A 22705-nucleotide genomic window follows, 5' to 3' on the forward strand; every position below is an offset into this window, starting at 1 on the left:
TTCGTTGCACTACTCTGGTGGCGGGCCGCTGCTATTTTTCCAGTTGCGGCGTTTTACAGAGCAGGGCGATATCTTTTTCCGAGACTATGCCGCCCAGGCTATCGGTAAAGCTGTCGGCCAGTTCGGGGTCTTCCTGCTCGGCGATAAAACTCAGCAGGCGGCTGCTGTAGTTGCTGCGAGCCTTGGCCAGACGGGTGCCGTCGTCACTGCACAGCAGTATGGTATCGCCGGCGGCAAAGTTGCCTTTGACCTCAAGTACTTCATTACTGGAAAGCTCGGCGCAATCCTTGGCGCTATCCATCTCTTCATCGGAGGTGACTATCACTTCCCCCTGCGCCCTCACTGTGTGGGTCAGCCAGTGCATCCGCTCCTGCAGCGGGGTTTCGGATGCCCGGAATAGGGTGCCGGGATTGCGGCCCGACAACAGGGCGTTGAAGCTCTCCTCTTTGAAGCCGTTGACTATGTAAGTATCAATGCCGTGGGAGCTGGCCTTTTCCGCCGCTTCTATCTTGGTGCGCATGCCGCCGGTGCCGACATCGCTGTGACTGCCGCCGGCCATGGCATAGATGGTGGCATCGATTTTATTGACTTCGGGCAGCAGCTCGGCATCGCTGTGCAGATGCGGGTTCTTGTTGTAGAGACCATCAATATCCGAGCAGATCACTAAGGTATCTGCGTCGGCAGCGGCTGCCACCATGGCCGACAGGTTGTCGTTGTCACCCACCTTGAGCGCATCAGTAGTGACGGTATCGTTCTCGTTGAGGATCGGCAGTATGTCGTGATCCAGCAGGGTGAACACGGTTTCCCTAATCGACAGATAGCGCTCTCTGTCGCGCAGGTCGCCATGGGTCAGCAGAATTTGCGCCGTGGGAAAGTCGAAAAACTTATCCCAGGTCGCCATCATCTCAGTCTGCCCGGCGGCGGCCATGGCTTTTTTCAGTACCACCTGGGCCTCTGGGCTATTGACTTCACTGCCAGGTTTGAGTGGAAACCTGTGGGCTCCGGCGGCAATTGAGCCGGAAGAAACCAGTATGGTTTGAATGCCTTTGGCGCGGCAGCGCACAATGAATTGGGCTATGGCCAGCAGATAGCGCGAGCTACAGCCCTGTCTGTCAGGGGCAATCAGGGCGCTGCCGACTTTTAGAACAATTCGTTGCCTTGGTTGCTTATTCATAACTTCCTTAACCTATTTGAGGTGTTACTTCGAAGCGGGTTGGGGATGGAAACCAGACCCGGCGTCTGCCACCGGGTCTAATTGGGGAGCTGTTCTATCCAGCTATCAGCCGACCTGCTGCAGTTTTTCCCGGGTAGCGTGGAAGGTCTCCTGCACTGAGTGTGAGGGATCCTGGCTAAAGTGGCTGACCAGCACTATCGCCGCAGAGCTTATGATAAAGCCGGGAACTATCTCGTAGATCACGCTGGAGAGTGTCTTGCCATCGGGCAAGACAGGCAGCAGGATCCACAGCAGCACAGTGATGGCGCCGGTGAGGATACCGGCAACGGCGCCCGAGTGGGTCATCTTCGACCAGAACAGACTGAACAGCACCAGTGGCCCGAAGGCGGCACCGAAACCGGCCCAGGCGTTACTCACCAGTGACAGTATGCTGCTGTTGCTATCCAGGGCCAGCAAGGTGGCCACGGCAGCAACGGCAAATACCCCGAAACGGCCTATATTCACCAGCTTCTTCTCGTCTATGTCCTTGTGGAACACGGCGCGGTAAACATCCTCGGTCAGTGAACTGGATGATACCAGTAGCTGTGAAGAGATAGTGCTCATGATGGCAGCCAGAATCGCCGCCAGCAGGAAGCCACTCACCAAGGGGTGGAACAGAATTTCCGAGAACAGAATAAAGATGGTTTCCGGATCCTGCAGCCCTGGGTGGAACTTGTTGACATAGGCAACACCGATAAGACCTGTGGCCAGGGCGCCGAGTATGGTCACCAACATCCAGCTCATGCCTATGTTGCGGGCGGTCTTGATATCTTTCACCGAACGAATTGCCATAAAGCGCACTATGATGTGTGGTTGACCGAAATAGCCCAGTCCCCAGGCCATGCTGGAAACAATCGCCAGCAGGCTCATTTTCTCCACAGATTCAGACAGAGGCACTATGGTGTGATTGGCCTGCGCCATCATCTCAGTGCCATTGTTGAACTCCTGAAAAGCCACTATAGGCACCATCACCAGGGCGACAAACATAATACAGCCCTGCACAAAGTCGGTCATACTGACGGCCAGAAAGCCCCCCAGCAGGGTGTAGGCCACCACCACTGAAACAGTGATCACCAGGCCTAGCTGGTAACTCAGGCCGAAGGCGGATTCAAACAGTTTGCCCCCGGCGACCAGGCCGGCAGAGGTGTAGAGAGTAAAGAAGAGTATGATCACCGCTGCAGAAATCATCCGCACCGAGCCGTTTTTCTTCTCGAAGCGCTTGCTGAAAAAGTCCGGCAGAGTCAGGGCGTCATCGGCTTCCTGGGTATAAACCCTGAGCCTGGGCGCCACCAGCAGATAGTTGAACCAAGCGCCGATAAGCAGGCCCAGCGCAATCCAGATGGTGTCGAAGCCGATAACAAACATGGCGCCCGGCAGACCCATCAGCATCCAACCACTCATATCGGAAGCACCTGCCGACAGCGCCGTGACCTGAGGGCTGACCTGACGGCCGCCGAGAATGTAGCCCGAAATATCATCGGTAGAATTGCGATAGGCAAACAGGCCTATCGCCAACATGACCACAAAGTAGATGGCCAAAGAGATATAACTCGAATAATCCATAGATTAGTGCCCGTTATTGCCACTGAAGGCTTGATTGAGTTTTTGTTTGCAGAATGGGTATAGGTAGGTTGAGAGTACGAGCCAGAAACACCCTAATTGGATCAGGTACTTGGCTTTATCTCTGAGGCTGATTTGGTAGCGTGAAAGATGACTGTCAGACTCCTGTGAGCTGTTGGCATTCATCGTGATTCTCCTTCCTTAAGTTTTATCTAAAGTTGGGCTAATGAAAAACCACTTGAAGGCTAACCAATTAAATGATTAGTGTTCAAATGGTTTTGATTCGAACGATATTATTCATGCTTATCAGAAAATGATCAAGTTTATATCTGATTGATTTACTGGGTTATTGCTGGGTTTTTGTTATATTATTTGTTTAAAATCATATGTTTATGTTTTTATTTTCTTAAGCTTATCAATTTTTAATATATTGCATGCAATTATAAGACAAGCGATAAGATCTCGATTTGAGCTATAACTGTTTTGCAATCAAGCTCTGAAATAAGCCGGAAATAATTAGAGTTTAAAATTAATTTACGACAGTACCTGACTCTGCTAAATGAACAGTTGCAAACCCGCGCAATCGCTGGGCCAGACGCTCTGCCCAACGTCGATAGACTCTTCAAAATAGCGCTTGAACTATAGGCGTTTTTATATATGATTTACCATATATCTGGTTATCCATATATTCCGCCGGTTGCTGAAGGTGTTTATTTGAGTGGCAACTGAAACGGCAGATGTATGGCTGACCGAATATTGGCCTTAAGGAGCGGCATTTATCATGGAACTACCGAATTTTTTCAAAGCCTTGGCCGATGAAACCCGGCTGCGCAGCCTGCTGTTGATCCTGCAGCAGGGAGAGCTTTGTGTCTGCGAGTTGACTGAGGCCCTGGCCTTGAGTCAACCGAAGATCTCCCGTCATTTGGCGCAGCTGCGAACTCAGGGGTTGCTGCAAGACAGACGTCGGGGCCAATGGGTGTTTTATCGTCTCAGCCCCGAGCTGGCACCCTGGTGCGAGCAGTTGCTGCGGGACACACTGACGGCCAACCCTGGCTTTATTGCTGATGAGCTGACTCGGCTGGAGGCCATGGCCTCGAGGCCGCAAGCTTGCTGTTAAAACCGGCCAAAATCTATCACTTGAGCGCCGGAAGTTAACCGCCGGGGAACCGGAGAGGGGGATGTATGGGCATTTTTGAACGTTGGCTTAGCCTGTGGGTAGGGCTGTGCATTTTAGCTGGGATAGCGCTGGGTTATCTGGCACCTAATGTATTTGCCGCAATTGCGGCGCTGGAATACGCCCATGTCAATCTGGTGATCGCCGTGCTTATCTGGGTGATGATCTATCCCATGATGGTGCAAATCGATTTTTCCGCTATCAAGGATGTTGGCCGAAATCCCAAGGGATTGCTGCTGACGCTGGTGATCAACTGGTTGCTGAAGCCTTTTACCATGGCACTGCTTGGCTGGCTCTTTTTCCGTTTTTTGTTTGCCCCTTGGGTAGAGCCGCAAACGGCGCAGGAGTATATCGCCGGGATGATCCTTCTCGGAGTCGCTCCTTGTACCGCCATGGTGTTTGTCTGGAGTCAACTGACCCGGGGCGATGCCAACTACACTCTGGTGCAGGTATCGGTCAATGATGTGATCATGATTTTTGCCTTCGCACCGCTGTCGGCGCTGCTGCTGGGGGTGAGCGATATACAGGTGCCATGGGAAACCTTGATTCTGTCTGTGGCGCTGTATGTGTTGCTGCCTTTGTTAGCCGGGGTATTGACCCGCAAACACTTCAATAGCCGACCAGGGGCGATCACGGCCTTGCTGTCCAAGCTCAAGCCCTGGTCGATATTGGGGCTGCTGCTGACGGTAGTGCTGCTGTTTGCTCTGCAGGCCGAAACCATAGTGGCCCAGCCGCAAAATATTGTGCTGATCGCCATCCCGCTGTTACTGCAAACTTACGGTATTTTCCTGCTGGCCTGGTGGCTGGCGAAGCGTTTGCGCCTGCCCCACAACATAGCCGCCCCGGCTTGCATGATAGGCACTTCCAACTTTTTCGAACTGGCGGTTGCCGTGGCTATCTCCCTCTTTGGTCTGCACTCGGGAGCGGCGCTGGCCACAGTCGTCGGGGTTCTGGTGGAAGTGCCTGTGATGCTGTCTCTGGTGGCATTTGCCAATCGCCGCCGCGGTAATTGGCTTGCGGCCAACAAATAAAAGGAGAACTGAGATGACAATAAAGGTGGGAATTAACGGCTTTGGCCGCATGGGACGGCTGGCCTTGAGGGCTGCCTGGGATTGGCCGGAACTCGAATTTGTGCAGATCAACGACCCGGCGGGTGATGCCGCCACCCTGGCGCACCTGCTGGAGTTTGACTCGGTTCATGGCCGTTGGCCGCACCCAGTAGAGCATGAGGACAACGCCATAGTCATAGCCGGGCGGCGGATAGCGACCAGTCGCAATCAGGCCATTGCAGACAGCGATTGGTCTCAATGCGATCTGGTGATTGAGGCCTCGGGCAAGATGAAAACCAAGGCGCTGCTGCAGGCCTATCTTGATCAAGGGGTGAAACGGGTGGTGGTGACAGCGCCTGTGAAAGAGGACGGCGTCGCTAACCTGGTGATGGGGGTGAATCATCAGAGTTATGACCCGGCCAGGCATCCGATAGTGACAGCCGCATCCTGTACCACCAATTGTCTGGCGCCTGTGGTCAAGGTCATCCATGAGAACTTCGGTATTCGTCATGGTTCCATGACCACAATTCACGACATCACCAACACCCAGACTATATTGGATGCGCCCCATAAGGATCTGCGCCGTGCCCGCGCCTGTGGCCAGAGCCTGATCCCGACCACCACAGGCAGTGCCACCGCCATTACCCATATCTTCCCTGAGCTGAAAGGCCGCCTCAACGGCCATGCGGTCAGGGTGCCGCTGGCCAACGCCTCGCTGACCGACTGTGTGTTTGAATTGGAGCAAACAGTAACAGAGCAACAGGTCAACGACTTGCTGCAACAGGCGGCCGAGACTGAGCTCAAGGGCATTCTCGGCTTCGAGTCGCGGCCGCTGGTGTCGGTGGACTACAAGACAGATCCCCGCTCCTGCATAGTGGATGGGCTGTCTACCATGGTGATCAACGGCACTCAGCTCAAACTCTACTGTTGGTATGACAACGAATGGGGCTATGCCAACCGTACCGCCGAGTTGGCGCTAATGGTGGGCCGTTTGGACCGGGATGCCTGAAGGACTACACCATGGCTGAAATGAGTCCGGCGCTGCGCCAATATCTGCTGATCACCGGTAACTACTGGGCCTTTACCCTGACAGATGGCGCGCTACGCATGCTGGTGGTGCTCTATTTTTATCAGTTGGGTTACGGTGCGCTGGCCATTGCTATGCTGTTTCTCTTCTATGAGTTTTTCGGTGTGGTCACCAATCTGTTGGGCGGCTGGCTCGGCGCCCGTTTGGGGCTCAACCGCACCATGAATATCGGCCTTGGGCTGCAGATAGTGGCGCTGGCCATGCTGTTGGTGCCTCAGGCCTGGCTGACCATTCCCTGGGTGATGGCGGCCCAGGCACTGTCGGGGATTGCCAAAGATCTCAACAAGATGAGTGCCAAGAGTGCTATCAAGACTCTGGTACCCAAGGATGCGGCCCAGGCGGGACAGACCCTGTATCGCTATGTGGCGTTGCTGACCGGTTCCAAGAACGCCCTCAAAGGAATAGGTTTCTTCCTCGGCGGCGCCCTGCTTAGCCTGCTGGGATTTGCCGGTGCCATTGCCGCCATGGCCGCTGTTTTGACCTTGGTGTGGCTGAGCTCGCTGCTGTTTCTCAAGGCGGAACTGGGCCAGGCCAAGAATAAGCCCAAGTTCAGTGAGCTGTTTTCCAAGAGCCGGGCAGTGAACATTCTCTCTGCGGCCAGGCTGTTTCTGTTTGCTGCCAGGGATGTTTGGTTTGTGGTGGCCTTGCCCGTGTATCTGGCCAGCCAATTTGGCTGGGATCACTGGCAAGTGGGGGGCTTTCTGGCCGGCTGGATTATCGCCTACGGCTTGGTGCAGGCCTTGGCGCCCAGGCTGACCGCCAGGGCTGACGGCAAGACCGTTGGCAAGCATAAAGACTCGGCCTTGCCGGGACGGGCGGCGGCGCTCTTCTGGTGCGGCTTGCTCACTCTGGTGCCCGCGCTTATCGCCCTTGGGCTTGACAGCCAATACTCGTACGTCTGGCTGATCGGCGGCCTGTTGCTGTTCGGCGCCTTGTTTGCGGTGAACTCTTCGTTGCACAGTTTTCTGATTGTCAGTTATGCCCGCGAGGATGGGGTATCCCTGGATGTGGGGTTCTACTATATGGCCAACGCCGCCGGGCGCTTGCTGGGCACAGTGCTTTCCGGTGCGCTGTTTCAGTGGTGGGGGTTGGAGGCTTGTCTGTGGGTTTCCAGCGCCATGTTACTGCTGACTCTGATTATCTCCCGTGGTCTGCCCCAAGAGCATGAGGCGTAATGATCCATTGCAAAATTAGACTATAAGGGAGTGTCACTTTTTCCCATAAGGGCATAGGCTTAGGGAAGGTGCGAACAAGTCCCATGCGTGCTCTGCGTTGGCTTACAGGCCTGTATGCAAGGCGTGGTTCGCAGCAAATGGCTAGTCCTTTACAAGAAGCACAACATAGCAGACAGGTTTGTAAGCAACGCCCTTCGGGGCTTTCACAGCAACCGGCTCTCTGCGTTATCCGACTTCGACAGGCCCCGGCATGCCTTCAGTCAGATGCCTTGAACGCCAATTGCTGTGCAAGCCACTCTCTACAAAAGAGAAGGCCACGAGGACTTATTCGCACCTTCCTTAGGAAGGTGCGGCAGAGTTTTCCCGAGATCCTGGCTTATTAGCGTTGGGAAGATTATCCGTAGCATCATTGGCCGAATTGTTTCAAAGAGGGAAGTGTTATGTCCATGAGCTTGCAGTTTTGGGGTGCCACCCAGGAAGTCACAGGTTCCTGCCATCTGTTGCGGGTCAACGATGCAAGTTTGTTGTTGGATTGTGGTCTTATTCAGGGAGGGCGGCAGGATGAACTGCGTAACCATGAAGCCTTTCCCTTTGCTCCTGAATCCCTGACTGCAGTGGTGTTGAGCCACGCCCATATCGACCATTCTGGGCGGCTGCCCCTGCTGGTGAAGCAGGGTTTTAGCGGCCCCATCTACACCCATAAAGCCACCATGGATCTGTGCGCCATCATGCTCAAGGACGCCGCCATGCTGCAGCAGCGTGATGCCGAGCGGCAGAACCGCAAACGCGCCAGGCAAGATCTCGAACCGATAGAGCCGCTGTTCACCGAAGAAGATGTCGAACTGGCACTGACCCGCTTTATTCCACTGGACTATGGCACCAAGCTGGATCCCATTCCCGGTGTGACCCTGTGTTTGAGTGATGCCGGCCATATTCTGGGGTCGGCGCTATTGGAGCTGTGGATCAATGATGGTAACACCCAGAAAAAACTGGTGTTCAGTGGCGATCTTGGCCGCGCCGGTATGCCGATCCTCAAAGATCCTACGCTGATCCAACAGGCCGATCTGGTGCTGATGGAAAGCACTTATGGCGATAGGTTGCACCGTAGTTGGGAGGCGACCCTGGAAGAACTCAAGGGGATCTTCGCGACAGCCATCAGTGAGAGCCGCGGCAATATCCTGATCCCTGCTTTCTCGGTTGGCCGGGCGCAGGAGCTTTTGTATCTGTTTCACCTCTATGCCGGGGAATGGGATCTGTCACGCTGGAAAATCTGCCTCGACAGCCCCATGGCCATAGAGGCCACCAAGGTGTATATCAATAACTATCCCTTGATGGACGAGGACTTCAAGCGCTTCGTGCATCAGCACCCCGGGCAGCACCCGCTGCTGTCTGGGATAGAGTTTATTCAAAGTACCGAAGAGTCGATGGAACTCAACGACGTACACCAGGGGCTTATTATTATTGCCGGCAGCGGCATGTGTAACGGCGGTCGTATCCGCTGTCATCTGGAACACAATCTGTGGCGGCCCGAGTGCGACATTATCATCTGTGGTTTTCAGGCACTGGGAACCCCGGGGCGGCTGTTGGTCGATGGTGCCAGTGAGCTCACCATCAACGGCAATTCGGTGAATGTCGCCGCCAGAATTCACACAGTCGGCGGATTGTCGGCCCATGCGGATCAGGCCGAACTGCTGCGCTGGTATCGTGAGTTTGAAGGGGCGCCGCCACTCATTCTGGTTCACGGTGAGCCGGATGCCCAGCGGCAACTCCTGAGTGTGCTGGAACATGCCGATGGCGTGCAGCCCAAGCCCAGACCCCAGGCCTCGGCCATAGCGACCGAAGGCGACAAGCTGGATCTTAGCCGTCTTCCCGAACTGAGTTGGATTGTGGGCTAAGTGAGTTGTCAGGCTTAACAGCTTCTGAGAATTAACCTGGGTTATTTTATCTTTGCCATTAACAATAAAAACGCTCCGTTATTAAGGAGCATTTTTATTGTTGGTGCAAACCTGGCTTTAGCCCTGGCGCTGCCAGATGATCTCCAGCTCATCGGCTTCGCCCATGGCGGCTTCCAATAGATTGATGAGCTCGGCATCGGCCTCTATGGCCTTAAAGGTTTCTAGTTGAGTACGGTTCAGCCAGTAATCCTGATCGTCATCATGCTCTTCTACCAGGTTGTCGATCAGGAACTGCAACTGCTGTTCGGAGATATGCCCGATAACGGTGCCGGTTTCTTTATTGCTGAGTTGGATCATTCTCTCTCCTTGGATTGCTGTGGCCTCAGTGGCCGGATATCACAGTGAAGATGCGGCTAAGGCTTCGGCGAGCCTTAGCCGCATCCACCTCTATTTAGTGGGTACGTTGGATCCCATTTTTTGTCATAAAACTCTCCTCAAGAGCGACCCCAGCCAGAGTAGCGATCGCCAGGCCAAGCACCAATGCCAGCAGCAGAGGCTTGCAAGCCCCCATGGGCACCAGCCAGATCAGCAGCAGCGCCAATACGCAAATGCCACCGCTGATGGGGTTGAATAAGAGGTCCAGACTGATCTCGAAAACACTTAAGGTTTCGGCGTCTTGATAGCGCCGAAAATGGATCAGTAAATAGAGGGCGGCGCAAAGCAAACTGATGCCGGCAAAAACCAATAGGCCGCTGAGACTGAAGGTCTCTTTGAAGTATAAGGTGGTCTGGTAACCCGCCACAGTCAGTATTGCCAGCCAGATAATCAGCAGTGGTGCCAGGATAAGTCCCATTACAATCCCTTGGTTAGACATCCGTGTATATAGGTGACTGTAACCTAAAAGTATTTGTACAACAAATCGCCTGGCGGGAACTGTGGCTTGGCTCGCTTCTCTGCCAAAGTTTATTTTTCGATCTTTTCAAATTGCAATCCCCATCAATTAACAATCTTGTTACTTTTGGGCGGTTTGCGGGATATACTCAGGCAAGTAATGGTTGTCGGGTGAAAACTTGTTTGGAGAATCCTTATGCGTTTTATCAAGACACTGTTTATCCTGTCGGCATTGATGGTGGCTGTGCCGCTGATCGCCGCCCTGTTTGTCAAAAGCGACTACCAGGTGACCACCAATGTGGTGATCAACCGCCCGGTGGCCGAGGTCTATGACTATGTGAAGTATCTTAAGAATCAAGATAACTTCAGCGTCTGGGCCAAGATGGATCCGGCGATGAAGCGCAGTTATCGTGGCATCGATGGTTCTGTTGGCTTTGTCTCGGCTTGGGAGAGTGATAACCCAGAGGTGGGCCGCGGCGAGCAGGAGATAGTCGCCATGGATACCAACAAACGCATCGATTATGAGCTCAGATTTCTGACTCCCTTAGAGGCCACTGAACCCGCCTACATGCTGTTTGAGCCCTATGAAGGTAATAGAACCAACCTCAGTTGGGGCTTTAAGGGGCATCTGGATTATCCGATGAATCTGATGTTTCTGTTTGTCGATTTTGAAACCATGATCGCCACGGATCTATTGCGCGGGCTCAGCAATCTCAAGCTGTTACTCGAGTCTGCACCCGCGCCGCAGGAACAAGTTCAGAGCCCGTAAATCCAGGCTACCCATTGACGGTAAAGATTCAGCCCTATCAGCAGGTTAATCGGGAAGGTGACCCCCAGCGAGGCCAGCATGGCCACGCCGATATTGGCCGATGGAATGGCCGCGCGGATCGCCGCTGGTGCCGCAATATAAGAGGCGCTGGCGCAGAGGCCGGCCAGTACCAGTGCCGAACCGGCGGGCAGCCCCAGGGCGTGACCTGTAATGATACCCACCCAGGCGAGTACGAAAGGCGTGATGGCAGCGAATGCCAACAGACGCCAGTGACTCAAGGGCAGCGGAGCACACACCCTGGCGGTACATAAGCCCATCTCCAGCAGGAACAGCGCCAGCAAGGTCTTGAATCCCTGCATCAGCACAGGGCTCAAAGAGGCCAAGCCTTCAGCGCCGTAGCCCCATCCGATAAGCACGCCGCCCCCCAGCAATATCACCCCACGACTGGTAAGCGCTTCCAGCAGGATATTACCGCTGCGTCCCGGCTTATCCCGGTTCAGGCGTCGATAGAGCCACAGCATGACTATGATGGATGGCAGCTCCAGCAATACCAGATAGAGAGTGGTTTCGGGCTTGAGTGGCCAGCCCAGCTGCTCTGTCATGGCGTAGACAACGGCAAAAGTCCCGGCACTGACCGAACCGTAGTGGGCGGCAATACTGATGGCATCGCTCTGGGATAGGCGAACCACTTTTTTCAATATGGGATACAGCGCCAGCGGGATAGCCAGTCCCAGACCTATCACCAATCCCAGCTCGGCAAAGGACAGCTGATCCGTGTGGCCGTGTAGCGCCATGCCGCCCTTGAGGCCCAGGGTCAGCATTAACAGGATGGAAAGGGTTTCGTAGGTGGATTCGGGGACTCTGAGATCCGATTTGAGCAGACCGGCCAACAGGCCTAGGCCGAAAAAGGCAATAACAACATCAGGCATGGGGTTCTCCTTGTTAGACGGCTGGAGATTGTGCTCGCCCGGCGCTATATTGGAAAATAAATTATTCACTACATATATATAGATAATTATCTATGGATCTTCGCCATCTCAGCCTGCGCTTGTTGCAGGTGTATATCGAAGTGGTCCGGCGGCAGAATATTTCCGCCGCTGCCAGACACCTGTATCTGACTCAGCCGACCGTGTCGCTGCAATTGAAAAAGCTGGCCGAGCTGGTGGGTGAGCCCATACTGGAAACCGGCCCGGGAGGACTACGGCCGACTCAGGTTGGGCAGGAGCTGTACCGGGCCGCCATCGATGTGATGACCCGTCTGGAAGACTTCAACGGCATGCTGGCCAAGGTGCGGGAAGGGCAGAGCGGCCACATCAATATCGGCCTGGTGACCACGGCCAAGTACGTGGTGCCGCGGATCCTAGGCGCCTTCTATCGCCATTTCCCCGGTGTCCGAGTCACCCTGAACATAGGTAACCGTGCCCATGTGCTGAATCGTTTTGAGCATCTGGAAGACGATCTCTACCTCTTCAGCCATCCTCCCAGGGGCGAAACTGTGCAATCGGCACGGATCATTCGTAACCCTCTGCAGTTGATTGCCCCCAGAGATCATTGGGCCGCCGGGCAGAGTGAACTCAAGTTTGAGCAGCTCAGTCGCGAGCGCTTTCTCATTCGTGAGCCGGGGTCGGCTACCCGTTTGATGTTTGAGTCTTGGCTCAGCGGTCAGGGGATGGAACTGGGCGACTGTATGCAGATAGAAAGCAATGAGGCCATTCGTTTGGGGGTCGCCTCTGGGTTGGGGCTATCAGTTATTTCGGCCCATACCCTAGAGGAAGGGCGTGAGCGCCCGGCCATTCTGAACGTGAAGGGCTTCCCGTTGGAGAGCAACTGGTATCTGGTGAGCCGTAAAGACAGGCGTATGCCCTATGCGGCGCGGCAGCTGGTACATTTTATGGCTGAGCATCTGCAGCAGTGCATAGAGGCCGAATGGGTGGCTGGTGATATCGCCCAGCTACCAACCAACCTGGGGTTGAGCGCCGACTGAGTTTGACCTCGGGTTTCCAATTGTTAATCTTTCGTTGTAATCTGGACGTTCCCTATGCAATTTTGCCATAAATAACAGGTAGAAATTGCAGTGATAACAATAACTATATGAGGTTGGAATGGAAACAATAATGGAGTGGGTTAGCCAGCTCAACAGCCTGGTTTGGGGTGTGCCCATGCTGGTGATGATCCTGGGGGTAGGACTGTTTCTGTCCATAGGTTTGCGCTTTATGCAACTTCTCAAGCTGGGGAGAGGCTTCCGTTTACTCTGGTCCGGGCGGATCCCGGATAAAGACACCAATATGAAAGGGGAGATCAGCCCCTTCAATGCGCTGATGACGTCACTGTCGGCCACCATAGGCACAGGGAATATCGCCGGAGTGGCGACGGCAATATTTCTTGGCGGCCCGGGGGCACTGTTCTGGATGTGGTGCACCGCGCTGGTGGGAATGGCCACCAAGTTCTCTGAAGCCGTGCTGGCGGTCAAGTATCGCGAGGTCGATGACAGCGGCAACCACATAGGCGGCCCCATGTACTACATCAAGAATGGCCTCGGCCAGAAATGGGCCTGGTTGGGAACGCTATTTGCTTTATTTGGTGGCTTTGCCGGTTTTGGTATCGGCAATACAGTGCAGGCCAATTCGGTGGCCGATGCCTTGGACAGCAACTTTGGTGTTCCAGTCTGGGCAACCGGCCTGGCGATGATGATCCTGGTGGGGGCCGTCCTGATGGGCGGCATCAAGCGGATTGCCGACGTTGCCGGTAAGTTGGTTCCCCTGATGACTGTGTTTTATATTACCTCAGGCTTGGCTGTGATTGTGGTCTATTTCGATCAAATCCCGGCGGCGCTGGAGCTGGTATTCGAGAGCGCCTTCAACCCAGTGGCGGCCCAGGGCGGTTTCGCCGGGGCGGCCGTGTGGGCCGCCATACGTTTCGGGGTGGCCCGAGGGGTGTTTTCCAATGAGGCGGGTCTTGGCAGTGCGCCGATTGCCCATGCGGCTGCCCAGACCAATAACCCTGTGGCTCAAGGACTGGTGGCCATGTTGGGTACCTTTATCGATACCATAGTGGTCTGCTCCATCACAGGTTTGGCGATTATCGTTTCCGGCGCCTGGACCTCGGGGGAAACCGGCGCTGCCTTGACCTCCTATGCCTTCAGCCATGCCTTGCCCATAGGGCAGTACATAGTGGCCGTGGCACTGGCGATTTTTGCCTTTACCACCATTCTCGGCTGGAGCTTTTACAGTGAAAAATGCGTGCAGTATTTATTGGGTACCAAGGCCATAGTGCCGTTTCGCCTGGTCTGGACTCTGATGGTGCCTGTGGGCGCCATGGCGTCTTTGGACTTTATCTGGCTGGTGGCCGATACCCTGAATGCCATGATGGCGATCCCCAACTTGATAGCTCTGGCGCTGCTCAGCCCAGTGGTCTTTACTTTGACTCGGGAATACTTTATCAAGCAGCGTCAGGCTGAGTTGCAAAAATAGTGATTGGTTTAGAACCCAAAACAGGGCAACTTAAGTTGCCCTGTTTTTTATCAGTCGGCGTTGCTGTCAAACTCAGTGTCTTCCAGTAACTCGAACATAGGTTCGGCGTTGGGTAACTGTTTGAATAGATGACTGAAGTGACGCTGCACCCCCTTGAGATCTATTCCGGCCATCCCTGAGGCGAAACCAAACCAGGCATAGAGGCCGCTGAAGTTATCGAACATGGGCGGCAGATACTTGGGGGCGGCAATAAGCCCCTCCCTGTGGGCCTGATAAAGCACCGGGATATCCTCAATAGCCAGCTTGCCGACAAACAGCATAGGGATAATCTCCGGGATCCCGGCGGTGATGGCGGAGCGGATAAAGTTAATGTTTTCCACATAGCCGCGCACATAGGAGATATCCTTGGTGAAATAGCTGCCACCTTGCACCATGCCGCCGCGAAATACCCGCTGAGTGACCCGGTAACTGTCTCGCTTACTGAGATTCTGGCCGCAGAAATAGTTGAATACTTCAATAAAGTCGGCACCTTGCTCGGCCATATCGACCGCGGTGATCCTGTCGCTGATACGCCTGGCCCTCCCTGGGTTGGAGCTCAGGGTGATGGTTTCCATCAATACGGCCAGCCCTTCCTGGGCTGCAGCTACCCTGGGAGAACCGACGCTGAGCCAGGTGGCCCAGGGTTGAGCCCGGCCATTGAGGGTGGTGCCCACATGTACCCAGCCCTCATGTACCTCATAAACATCGAGATCCGATTGGCTGAATAGCGCCTTGCTGTTGAGCTTGACCGTATCGCCGCCCACGGCGGCATCCGAGACTATGCCGTCACTTAAGCGCACCCGAATATCGTCACTGTGAAAGTAATCTTTCAGGCGGCGGCCGAGTATGTCCACCGCCTCCGGCGCGGCGATTTCTTTGGGGTGATGACGATTGCTGCGCAGCGCTGCCGGCAGCGAGAAGATATAACTCAAACGATCGCCGAGCTGCCTGAGATTGTGTCTGTCGCCGTGGAGCTTATGGTTGGCGCTGCCGTAGAGGCGACGGCTGAATTCACCGAAGTCGGCCTTGCCGCGGTGTTGCAGCATGTCGATAACCTGAAGATATTGCTCGATATTGGCTATCAATATCTTGCCCAGCTTGTCGTATCTTCCCAGACGCTTGCGGGTCTGCAGACGCAATTCAGTTAACTCTTGGCGGGTCTTATCCGGGTCAAAAGGCAGCGGCAGACGCTGGTAAAACTCGGCGTCTATCGCGGGTAATTGCTTGCCGTTATTCTCGAGAAATCGGGCCTCTATCTCTCTCGGCCACTTGATGGCATCGAGGATTTTTATCGGTTTTTGCAACCGGATCAGCTCATCCGAGAGGCGCCGCAGATCCTCTTTATAAGCACTTGTGTCTGGCATCAATGGTCTCCTCGGAAGACACAGGTTATTAACGATTATCATCTTGGATAACGCGCTATCTGGCAACAGAATTTATCCTTGCCAGATCTTGGTGCAACTGTTTGATTATTGAGCATGCTTGGCTAACCTGGAATTCAGTAATTATTTGATATTTATGGTTTTGTATTCTTGGCATTCAAACTGCTTACCTGAGATAGATGGCAGGAATTTCAGGAGCCGTTATGGCAAACATGAGTTACTTGAGTGTGATTGAACGTTTTCATGAGTATCAGCCGCTAATCGATGAACTGTTACAGTCGATTCTGACCGGCATGGCCGATGCTCAGCTCTTTGAGGATACCGGAAAGGCTATCAAGGTATTTTCCGAAGTAGCGGTCTGCTATCCCTTTGTGGAGTTGATGTATTTGCTCGATGAGAATGGCCAGCAGGTGAGTCCTAACCTGGCGCTTATCCAGCAAAAGATCAAACTGCTGGCTGTGGGTGAACACCCGGATCGCAGCCAGCGCCCCTATTTTCTCAATGCCAGCGACAAGAGCGGGGTACAGATAACTTCGCCTTATCTTTCCAATGCGTCCGGGCAGTTATGCTTATCGGCGTCCCTGGACGTGAGCCGTTTGGATGCCAGTCGTGGCTTTGTGGTGGTAGATATCAATCTGACCCGGCTGATTGAGTTTATGATGGGCGACAGTTTAAGGCGCAAGGTGACGCCGCTGTTCAAGGCAGTTTATCTCACTCTGGTGACAGGGCTATTCATCATAGTCGGGGTATTAGTGCTGATTTCGGCCAGGGATATCTGGCACTTGTTGGTGCAGGGGCCGCAACTGGCTCATGACTCGCTCAAGCCGTTCGGGATCATCATCTATATCACCCTGGCGTTGGCGATATTCGATCTCGGCAAGACCATACTGGAAGAGGAGGTGTTGATGCACAAAGACATCTTCCGCCACAGTTCCACCCGGCGCACCATTACCCGCTTTGTTTCCACCATATTGATCGCCATCTCTATTGAGGCCTTGCTGACCATGTTCAAGGCATCACTCGGACAGGTGGAATATATTCAGGGAGCGATTTTGATGATGTTGGCGGTGGTTGGCTTGTTGGTGGCCTTGGGACTATACGTCTGGTTGGGTGCCAAGGCCGAGGCCCTGCTTATTCAAACCCAGTCTTTACGGGGACGGCAAGGGTAAGGAGGATGTTGCTGACATCCTCCTATTTCTGAAGGCTAAAACATATCGTCATCATCGAGCCCCATGGCTCGTCTGAGTTCCAGGCGTTCCAGATAATCCTCCAAACGGCGTTTTATCTGGCGTTTATGTTGCAGCGCCTTCTCGGCCTGGCGGTTTTTTGGGGTGGTCATCGCTTCAATTTCAGCATCGTTGGGCACGAGTTCAACAATATGGGCCATCACGAATTCCTCACGGTTTATCCAAGGATTTTCTAGCCAAAAAAGCATTGGCTGAAAAGCAAAAATTTTTGTCTAACAAAGCAAATGATTCTTTCCGTCCCTCTAATCAATATTAGTTTTGGTTAAATTGAAATCTAGCATTGAGGTTCTGAGGGATATGAGATCGAGACAGCATTTTGAGCATATTTTCCAAGAACCTAAATCTTGGGGCTTTTGTGCTGTTTTTGACTTGTTTTTTTCATGAACCCGACCAGAATTAACCTCATAGCATTCGCTTAATTGGCTAAGGACTCGGCTGTTTATGATCCAGGACGATCGTCTCACCGCATCATCCACCTCTGTAAAACGCTTCGGCTTTTCCACTCCGGCCTCGGTTTGGGTGATTATCCTGGTTGCACTCCTTTTTACTTGCCTGGGTTGGTACCTGTTCAATCAATATGCGGAGCAGCGCGGACGTGAGCGTTTTGAGTATCAGGCCATGCTGGTCAAAGATGCCATAAGAGATCGTCTGTTGACCTATGAACAGGTGCTGCGGGGCGGCGTGGGCCTGTTTATGGCATCCGACGGCGTGACCCGTGAGGAGTGGCACGAGTATGTGACCAACGCCAAGATGGAGAGCTTTTATCCCGGGATCCAGGGGATAGGTTACAGCGTTATTGTGCCCTCGGAACAATTGGCGGCTCATGAGGCCGCCATCCGTGCTGAAGGTTTTGAGGAGTATCGAATATACCCAACGGGCGAGCGTGAGACTTACCAGGCCATTATCTATCTGGAACCCTTCGATTGGCGTAATCGGCGGGCATTTGGTTATGACATGTATTCCGAACCGACTCGCCGAGAAGCGATAGACAGAGCCATCAACACTGGGGAGGCGGCAATATCCGGCAAAATTACCCTGGTACAGGAAACTCAGCAGGATATTCAGGCCGGCTTCTTGATGTACTTAGCACTTTATGATGACACCTCTGTCGGCCCCAAGGCCGCTAAAGGTGTGGTTTATGCTGCCTTTCGAATGAACAACCTGATGCAAGGCATTTTGGCCGACAAGTTTCCCAGTCTGAATCTAGAGATCTTCGATGGCGACACCCCCTCTGACACTTCGCTGCTGTACAGCACTGAGGAGGAAGGCCAGGTTACCAAAACCTATAACCAAGTACTGCCACTCAAGGTCGGCGGTCATCAATGGTTGCTGCAAATCGGTGCCGACAAGAGTTTTGTCACCGAAACCGAGAAGCTGCAAAGCAAGCTGATGTTGGGCATAGGCGTGCTATTTATCATGGTGTTGCTCTATTTTCTGCTCAGTAACGCCAGGGCCAGGTATCAGGAAGGCTTGCTGGCCAATGAGATCCTGGCCAATGAAAAGCGCTTCCGTTTGGTTATTGAGGCCTCGCCGTCGGCGCTGATCATGGTCGACGGTCATGGACTCATCACTCTGGTGAATGCCCATACAGAGCAACTGTTCGGTTATGCCCGGGATGAGCTGTTGGGCCGCAGCGTGAATATACTGCTGCCGGAGAGCCTGCATAAGTCGCACAATCAACACATGGGGGGCTACCTGCAGCAGCCGATTGCCAAGAATATGTCCCAGCGTGATGATCTGTTTGGCCGCGCCAAAGATGGCTCTCTGGTGGCGGTTGAAGTGGGGTTGACCCCAATTCATTTTACTAATGGCCAGTCGATTCTGGCCACTATCAATGATGTCTCGGATCGCAAACGGATTGAAGCGGAAAAAGCCCGCCACACGGAAGCGCTGGAGAAAATAAACCGTGAGCTGGACAGTTTTGCCTACATAGCTTCTCACGACCTCAAATCGCCGCTGCGGGGCATAGAGCAGTTATCCGAGTGGCTAGCAGAAGATCTCAGTGACAACAGCAGCGAACAGGTACAAAAGTATTTGCGACTGATCAAGAGCCGGGTCCAGCGAATGGTTCGGCTGCTGGATGGCTTGTTGACCTTCTCGCGCATAGGCAGGGTGGATACCGAGTTGACAGAGGTGGATAGCAAACAGTTGCTGCAGGATACCTTCAGCCTGGTGGCTCCGCCAACTGGGTTCAAGCTGGTTATCTTGTCTGAAATGCCTGTGCTGACCACGGCCAGGGTGCCGCTGGAGTTGGTATTTAGAAACCTGTTCAGCAACGCCATCAAACATCACGATAAAGAAGAGGGGGTACTCAGCGTCAGCAGCGAGCGTCAGGGAGACTACTATTGTTTTTGTGTTATGGATGACGGCCCTGGGATAGCGGTCAAGTTTCATCATAAAATTTTCGCCATATTCCAAACACTTAAACCAAGAGATGAAGTTGAAGGCAGTGGTCTGGGGCTCTCTTTGGTGAAAAAGTCGGTGGAAAACATGGGCGGCAAGATCTGGGTGAAATCGGAAGGGCGCGGTTGCAGCTTTTATTTCACTTGGCCGGTCCACTTCAAGGAGGAGTCATGAGCCAAACTGCCGGATATAAGGAAGTCACTATTCTGTTGGTTGACGACGATGATGTCGATTACATGGCGGTACAACGAGCAATGCGGCAGCTTAGGCTACTGAATCCCTTGGTCAGAGCCAAAGATGGTTTGGAGGCCTTGGAGATGCTGAATGATGGTCGGGTGCGCCACCCCTATCTGATCCTGCTGGATCTCAATATGCCAAGGATGAATGGCCTGGAGTTTCTCAGCCATATTCGCAATGACCCTGTGTTGTCTCTCTCCGTGGTCTTTGTGCTGACTACCTCAAGTGCCGATGAAGACAAGGTCGAGGCTTATAAGCATCATGTGGCAGGTTATATGGTCAAGCATGAAATAAGTGATGGTTTTTATAATATTTTCAATATGCTGGAAAGTTATTGGCGTATTGTCGAATTGCCGGAAGCCTGAGGGATGGAAAGCATGAATCTGCTGTTGATCGATGATGATGAGATAGACAGAGCCGCTATCATCCGCGCCTTGGATCAATCTTCCCTGGCATTCAAGGTGATGGAGGCCAACTGCGCCCAGAGGGGCTTGGAGTTTGCCTGTCAGCAGCGTTTCGACGGCATATTGCTCGACTATATGTTGCCCGATGCCAATGGCCTGGAGGTCTTGAGCCGCCTCAATGAATCTGCCGGGGAGCAGACCGCGGTAGTGATGATCTCCCGTTATGAGGACGACAAGCTGGCCCAGCGCTGCATCGAGTTGGGAGCGCAGGATTTTCTGCTCAAGGATGAAGTGAATACCAGTCGCTTGACCCGCGCAATTCGCAACGCTAAACAGCGGGCCTCGATGGCGTTGGCACTGCGCCAAAGCCACGAGAAACTCAAAGAACTGGCCGAACATGATTCCCTGACCAAGCTGGTCAATCGCTACGGTTTTGAACTCTGTCTGAATCGCACCTTGAGTCAGGTCAAGCGTCATCAGGACATGCTGGCGGTGATCCTCTTGGATCTGGATGATTTCAAGGGTATCAACGACACCTTAGGGCACCAGGTGGGAGATGTCCTACTGGTGGAAGTGGCCAACCGTCTCAGCGCGGCGCTCAGGGAAGGAGATCTCATTGCCCGCCTCGGCGGTGATGAATTTGTGGTGCTGGTGACAGAGTCCGAGAATCGATACTTCCCTATGGTCGTGGCCAACAGGCTGCAACAGGCCTTTGAAGAGCCTTTTCCGCTTGGAGAGCATGAGGTGCTTATCGGTGCCAGCATCGGTATAGCGGTATATAGCGACTTGGTTTGCGATAGCTCTGAGCTGCTCAAGTGTGCCGATATTGCCATGTATCGCGCTAAAAAAATGGGCCGGAATCAGATCCAGTTTTATTCCGAAGAGTTGGCCAGGGAGGTGAGGTTTCGCAACCGTATCGAAATGGGCCTGAGAACCGCGCTGGAGCGGGATGAGTTCAGGGTCTTTTATCAGGGCAAATTTGATGCGATTACCGGCGAGTTGTTGGGTATGGAGGCCTTGCTGCGCTGGCAACATCCGGAAGATGGCCTGCTGGCGCCAGACAGTTTCCTGCCGATAGCCGAAGAGATAGGCCTGGTAGATGAGATAGGCGAGTGGGTGTTGGCACAGGCCTGCGCGCAAACGGTTAAGTGGCTTGCGATGCTGACCCCCAGGGGGAAGCAGTTATCTGTGGCGGTCAACCTGTCGCCATCGCAGATCATTCGTGAAACCCTATATCAGACCATTGTCAGGGTGTTGCAGCAGAGCGGACTGCCGGCAACGCAGCTGGAGCTGGAACTCACCGAAAATGCCCTGATTGAGGAGCCTTTGGAGCTGGCCAAGGTGTTGGAGCGGATTGCCTCTCTTGGTGTGGTGTTGTCACTGGATGACTTTGGCACCGGCTTTTCGTCCCTTGAGCACATCAAATATTTTCCTATCAATGTACTGAAAATCGACAAGAGTTTTGTGGCCTCGGTTGAGCAGGATGAACGCGGTAAACGTTTGTTATCGGCCTTGATTAACTTCGCCAACGGTTTTAACGTGGTGTCGGTGGCAGAGGGCATAGAAACCGAAGCGCAGGCGCAGTTTTGTCGTGAGCGGGGTTGCAATCTGCTGCAGGGATACCTCTATTGTCGGCCGATTCGGCCCGAGGACTTTGAGGCGCAGCAAATTTTACCTTTGCTGACCGAGGGGGATGTTTGATTTTGCTTGCCTATTGGTAAGGGATAGTCAAAGATGCCACCTCTTTTGCTGGGCCATAACTCTTTGGCGGATCTCTCAAACATGAAAATCGGTATTCTCTCTCAATTTCCAGAGCTTTATTCTACCCGCAGGCTGGTGGAAGCTTGTGAAGGGCGCGGCCATCAGGCCCGGGTGATCAATCCGCTTAACTGTTATATGAATATCAATTCGGTGCAGCCCAGTATTCATCTAGAAGGTGAAGAGCTTGCCGGTTTTGATGCCATTATCCCGAGGATCCATGCCAGTGTGACTTTTTACGGCTGTGCCCTGGTACGCCAGTTCGAGATGATGGGGGTATACGCCGCCAATGACTCTATCTCCATAGCCCGCTCAAGGGATAAGCTGCGGGCACTGCAGTTGCTCTCTCGCAAAGGGGTGGGTATGCCGGTCACTGGCTTTGCCAGCAAGCCGGATGATATTCCGGATCTCATCGCCATGGTGGGTGGGGCGCCGCTGGTGATTAAGCTTTTGGAGGGCACCCAGGGAATCGGCGTGGTGCTGGCCGAAACCAAAAAGGCCGCCGAGAGCGTGATAGAAGCCTTTCTGGGGCTTAAGGCTAACATTCTGGTGCAGGAATATATCAAAGAAGCCAACGGCAGTGATATCCGCTGCTTCGTGGTGGGTGACAAGGTGGTTGCGGCCATGAAGCGTCAGGGGCCTGAGGGAGATTTTCGTTCCAATCTGCATTTGGGTGGTAGCGCCGAGAAGATCAAGATTACCCCTCAGGAACGCAAGACCGCCATTGATGCAGTCAAGGCGATGGGGTTGGCCGTGGCCGGGGTGGATATTCTTCGCTCCGAGCGCGGCGCCTTAGTGCTTGAGGTCAATTCGGCTCCCGGTATCGAAGGTATAGAGCTGACCACGGGTATCAAGGTGGCCGAGCCGATAGTGGAGCATATCGAAAAAATGGTTGCCGCCCGTAAACGCAATCGTCCAGTCATCGCCTGATTGCGCCTCGGGCTTTCCCATC

At 53.7% G+C, this 22705-nt stretch carries 20 protein-coding genes; 13 read left to right on the top strand and 7 right to left on the bottom strand.

Going from position 1 to position 22705, the window contains the following annotated elements; genetic code table 11:
- Positions 1-31: 31 nt before the first annotated feature.
- Entirely contained in the window at positions 32-1174 is a 1143-nt protein-coding gene (gene proB / locus K5621_RS02720; protein ID WP_101095655.1) for a glutamate 5-kinase, read from the bottom strand.
- 105 nt (positions 1175-1279) lie between these two features.
- Positions 1280-2776 (bottom strand): sodium/proline symporter PutP, encoded by a 1497-nt coding sequence (gene putP, locus K5621_RS02725; protein WP_100143042.1) that lies wholly within the window; start codon positions 2774-2776, stop codon positions 1280-1282.
- A gap of 778 nt (positions 2777-3554) precedes the next feature.
- On the opposite strand from putP, the gene K5621_RS02730 reads away from it, so the two are divergent.
- From K5621_RS02730 to K5621_RS02750, 5 genes are all read left to right on the top strand, one after another.
- Positions 3555-3890, top strand: coding sequence for an ArsR/SmtB family transcription factor (locus tag K5621_RS02730; protein ID WP_221050362.1), 336 nt, complete (start codon positions 3555-3557; stop codon positions 3888-3890).
- A 65-nt stretch (positions 3891-3955) separates the two neighbouring features.
- Positions 3956-4978 (top strand): ACR3 family arsenite efflux transporter, encoded by a 1023-nt coding sequence (arsB, locus tag K5621_RS02735; RefSeq protein ID WP_221050363.1) that lies wholly within the window; start codon positions 3956-3958, stop codon positions 4976-4978.
- Positions 4979-4991: 13 nt separating this feature from the next.
- Positions 4992-6005 (top strand): ArsJ-associated glyceraldehyde-3-phosphate dehydrogenase, encoded by a 1014-nt coding sequence (locus K5621_RS02740; RefSeq protein WP_221050364.1) that lies wholly within the window; start codon positions 4992-4994, stop codon positions 6003-6005.
- An 11-nt stretch (positions 6006-6016) separates the two neighbouring features.
- Positions 6017-7258: an organoarsenical effux MFS transporter ArsJ gene (gene arsJ / locus K5621_RS02745; protein ID WP_245003128.1), complete on the top strand. Its 1242-nt coding sequence runs from the start codon at positions 6017-6019 to the stop codon at positions 7256-7258.
- Positions 7259-7698: 440 nt separating this feature from the next.
- The gene (locus K5621_RS02750) at positions 7699-9153 is read left to right on the top strand and encodes an MBL fold metallo-hydrolase RNA specificity domain-containing protein (protein WP_221050365.1); all 1455 of its coding nucleotides are present in this window, start codon (positions 7699-7701) and stop codon (positions 9151-9153) included.
- A 117-nt stretch (positions 9154-9270) separates the two neighbouring features.
- Here the strand turns inward: K5621_RS02750 and K5621_RS02755 are convergent, their stop codons facing one another.
- Both K5621_RS02755 and K5621_RS02760 read right to left on the bottom strand, forming a co-directional pair.
- Entirely contained in the window at positions 9271-9510 is a 240-nt protein-coding gene (locus K5621_RS02755) for a hypothetical protein (protein WP_221050366.1), read from the bottom strand.
- A gap of 94 nt (positions 9511-9604) precedes the next feature.
- Positions 9605-10006: a hypothetical protein gene (locus K5621_RS02760; RefSeq protein WP_221050367.1), complete on the bottom strand. Its 402-nt coding sequence runs from the start codon at positions 10004-10006 to the stop codon at positions 9605-9607.
- Between the two features lie 234 nt (positions 10007-10240).
- On the opposite strand from K5621_RS02760, the gene K5621_RS02765 reads away from it, so the two are divergent.
- Positions 10241-10813, top strand: a complete 573-nt coding sequence (locus tag K5621_RS02765; protein WP_221050368.1) for an SRPBCC family protein — start codon at positions 10241-10243, stop codon at positions 10811-10813.
- Here K5621_RS02765 and K5621_RS02770 read toward each other — a convergent pair.
- On the bottom strand, positions 10801-11742 hold the full coding sequence (locus tag K5621_RS02770; RefSeq protein WP_221050369.1) for a sodium-dependent bicarbonate transport family permease: 942 nt from the start codon (positions 11740-11742) through the stop codon (positions 10801-10803). The genes K5621_RS02765 and K5621_RS02770 overlap by 13 nt on opposite strands.
- A gap of 92 nt (positions 11743-11834) precedes the next feature.
- On the opposite strand from K5621_RS02770, the gene K5621_RS02775 reads away from it, so the two are divergent.
- Together K5621_RS02775 and K5621_RS02780 are read left to right on the top strand one after the other, a co-directional pair.
- Complete coding sequence (locus tag K5621_RS02775; RefSeq protein ID WP_100143051.1) at positions 11835-12797, top strand: LysR family transcriptional regulator; 963 nt, start codon at positions 11835-11837, stop codon at positions 12795-12797.
- Between the two features lie 118 nt (positions 12798-12915).
- Positions 12916-14283 carry an alanine/glycine:cation symporter family protein gene (locus K5621_RS02780; protein ID WP_221050370.1) on the top strand — a complete coding sequence of 456 codons (1368 nt, stop codon included), beginning with the start codon at positions 12916-12918 and terminating at the stop codon, positions 14281-14283.
- A gap of 50 nt (positions 14284-14333) precedes the next feature.
- Here the strand turns inward: K5621_RS02780 and K5621_RS02785 are convergent, their stop codons facing one another.
- Positions 14334-15686 carry a flavohemoglobin expression-modulating QEGLA motif protein gene (locus tag K5621_RS02785; protein ID WP_100143053.1) on the bottom strand — a complete coding sequence of 451 codons (1353 nt, stop codon included), beginning with the start codon at positions 15684-15686 and terminating at the stop codon, positions 14334-14336.
- Positions 15687-15907: 221 nt separating this feature from the next.
- Between K5621_RS02785 and K5621_RS02790 the strand changes: the two genes are divergently transcribed.
- Positions 15908-16873, top strand: a complete 966-nt coding sequence (locus K5621_RS02790) for a PDC sensor domain-containing protein (RefSeq protein ID WP_221050371.1) — start codon at positions 15908-15910, stop codon at positions 16871-16873.
- A gap of 35 nt (positions 16874-16908) precedes the next feature.
- Here the strand turns inward: K5621_RS02790 and K5621_RS02795 are convergent, their stop codons facing one another.
- Positions 16909-17091, bottom strand: a complete 183-nt coding sequence (locus K5621_RS02795) for a PA3496 family putative envelope integrity protein (RefSeq protein WP_039034443.1) — start codon at positions 17089-17091, stop codon at positions 16909-16911.
- Between the two features lie 304 nt (positions 17092-17395).
- On the opposite strand from K5621_RS02795, the gene K5621_RS02800 reads away from it, so the two are divergent.
- From K5621_RS02800 to rimK, 4 genes are all read left to right on the top strand, one after another.
- Positions 17396-19528 (top strand): CHASE domain-containing sensor histidine kinase, encoded by a 2133-nt coding sequence (locus tag K5621_RS02800; RefSeq protein ID WP_425332463.1) that lies wholly within the window; start codon positions 17396-17398, stop codon positions 19526-19528.
- Entirely contained in the window at positions 19525-19956 is a 432-nt protein-coding gene (locus K5621_RS02805) for a response regulator (RefSeq protein ID WP_221050373.1), read from the top strand. Before K5621_RS02800 ends, K5621_RS02805 begins: the two co-directional genes overlap by 4 nt.
- 12 nt (positions 19957-19968) lie before the next feature.
- A complete protein-coding gene (locus tag K5621_RS02810) occupies positions 19969-21696 on the top strand; it encodes a putative bifunctional diguanylate cyclase/phosphodiesterase (protein ID WP_221050374.1) in 1728 nt (575 codons plus the stop codon).
- An 81-nt stretch (positions 21697-21777) separates the two neighbouring features.
- Positions 21778-22683, top strand: a complete 906-nt coding sequence (gene rimK, locus K5621_RS02815) for a 30S ribosomal protein S6--L-glutamate ligase (protein ID WP_100143172.1) — start codon at positions 21778-21780, stop codon at positions 22681-22683.
- Positions 22684-22705 lie beyond the last annotated feature (22 nt).

Origin of the sequence: Shewanella carassii (assembly GCF_019670705.1) — a bacterium.
Lineage (GTDB): Bacteria > Pseudomonadota > Gammaproteobacteria > Enterobacterales > Shewanellaceae > Shewanella > Shewanella carassii.

Coding starts and splice junctions, on each gene's coding strand:
- proB (WP_101095655.1), bottom strand. CDS start 1,174: ATGAATAAGCAACCAAGGCAACGAATTGTTCTAAAAGTCGGCAGCGCC.
- putP (WP_100143042.1), bottom strand. CDS start 2,776: ATGGATTATTCGAGTTATATCTCTTTGGCCATCTACTTTGTGGTCATG.
- K5621_RS02730 (WP_221050362.1), top strand. CDS start 3,555: ATGGAACTACCGAATTTTTTCAAAGCCTTGGCCGATGAAACCCGGCTG.
- arsB (WP_221050363.1), top strand. CDS start 3,956: ATGGGCATTTTTGAACGTTGGCTTAGCCTGTGGGTAGGGCTGTGCATT.
- K5621_RS02740 (WP_221050364.1), top strand. CDS start 4,992: ATGACAATAAAGGTGGGAATTAACGGCTTTGGCCGCATGGGACGGCTG.
- arsJ (WP_245003128.1), top strand. CDS start 6,017: ATGGCTGAAATGAGTCCGGCGCTGCGCCAATATCTGCTGATCACCGGT.
- K5621_RS02750 (WP_221050365.1), top strand. CDS start 7,699: ATGTCCATGAGCTTGCAGTTTTGGGGTGCCACCCAGGAAGTCACAGGT.
- K5621_RS02755 (WP_221050366.1), bottom strand. CDS start 9,510: ATGATCCAACTCAGCAATAAAGAAACCGGCACCGTTATCGGGCATATC.
- K5621_RS02760 (WP_221050367.1), bottom strand. CDS start 10,006: ATGGGACTTATCCTGGCACCACTGCTGATTATCTGGCTGGCAATACTG.
- K5621_RS02765 (WP_221050368.1), top strand. CDS start 10,241: ATGCGTTTTATCAAGACACTGTTTATCCTGTCGGCATTGATGGTGGCT.
- K5621_RS02770 (WP_221050369.1), bottom strand. CDS start 11,742: ATGCCTGATGTTGTTATTGCCTTTTTCGGCCTAGGCCTGTTGGCCGGT.
- K5621_RS02775 (WP_100143051.1), top strand. CDS start 11,835: ATGGATCTTCGCCATCTCAGCCTGCGCTTGTTGCAGGTGTATATCGAA.
- K5621_RS02780 (WP_221050370.1), top strand. CDS start 12,916: ATGGAAACAATAATGGAGTGGGTTAGCCAGCTCAACAGCCTGGTTTGG.
- K5621_RS02785 (WP_100143053.1), bottom strand. CDS start 15,686: ATGCCAGACACAAGTGCTTATAAAGAGGATCTGCGGCGCCTCTCGGAT.
- K5621_RS02790 (WP_221050371.1), top strand. CDS start 15,908: ATGGCAAACATGAGTTACTTGAGTGTGATTGAACGTTTTCATGAGTAT.
- K5621_RS02795 (WP_039034443.1), bottom strand. CDS start 17,091: ATGGCCCATATTGTTGAACTCGTGCCCAACGATGCTGAAATTGAAGCG.
- K5621_RS02805 (WP_221050373.1), top strand. CDS start 19,525: ATGAGCCAAACTGCCGGATATAAGGAAGTCACTATTCTGTTGGTTGAC.
- K5621_RS02810 (WP_221050374.1), top strand. CDS start 19,969: ATGAATCTGCTGTTGATCGATGATGATGAGATAGACAGAGCCGCTATC.
- rimK (WP_100143172.1), top strand. CDS start 21,778: ATGAAAATCGGTATTCTCTCTCAATTTCCAGAGCTTTATTCTACCCGC.